The organism is Promicromonospora kroppenstedtii DSM 19349 (genome assembly GCF_000515355.1).
Classification (GTDB): Bacteria; Actinomycetota; Actinomycetes; order Actinomycetales; family Cellulomonadaceae; genus Promicromonospora; species Promicromonospora kroppenstedtii.
Map to the genome: position 1 here is coordinate 123,872 of NZ_KI911634.1, position 625 is coordinate 124,496.

1 protein-coding gene is annotated in these 625 nt (G+C 76.2%); it reads left to right on the forward strand.

What is annotated here, in order from left to right; genetic code table 11:
• The coding region (locus PROKR_RS34170) for a restriction system modified-DNA reader domain-containing protein (RefSeq protein WP_483823631.1) at positions 1 to 625 on the forward strand (625 nt) is incomplete at both ends.

Genomic DNA, 625 nt, shown 5'->3' on the forward strand with positions numbered 1-625 from the left:
CGCGCCGTACGACGAGGCGCCCGCCTACGGCGGCTCGGCCGAGAGCGAGCCGCCGGACTTCGAGATCACCCGGCCGCGGTACGAGCGCGAGTCGTCGTCGTTCGCCCCCGCGGCGCCCGCGTGCGACTACTCGGCGGAGGCCGCCGGTAGTTACGGCGACCAGGGCGGCTACGGCTACGCCGAGCAGCCCGGCTACGCGTCGCCCTACGCCGACGGCGGGGCTGCCGTGGTCGTGGAGCAGAGCCCCTGGGAGTCCGGCGGCTACCTGGCGGGCCCGGACGACGCCTACGGGCAGACGGCGTTCGCCTCCGACCCGTACCCGTCGAGCGCCCCTGAGGCACCGGCCCGCCCGGTGCCGCCGAGCGAGAGCATCCGGGCCAGCACCCCCATGCTCTTCGAGGAGGAGGACGACCCCGACCTGGAGGCGCTGGCCCGCAGCATCGGCACGCCCACCCGGATCGTGTGGTCGCGCCCGCGGCGCAACCAGCACTTCGAGGCGATGCTCCTGCCGGACGGCGCCATCGAGCTGGCCAACGGCGCGCGCTACCGGCACCCGGACTCGGCGGCCACCGCCGCGTCGGGCTCGTACACCGCGGACGGCTGGAGCGTGTGGCGCCTCGGCGAC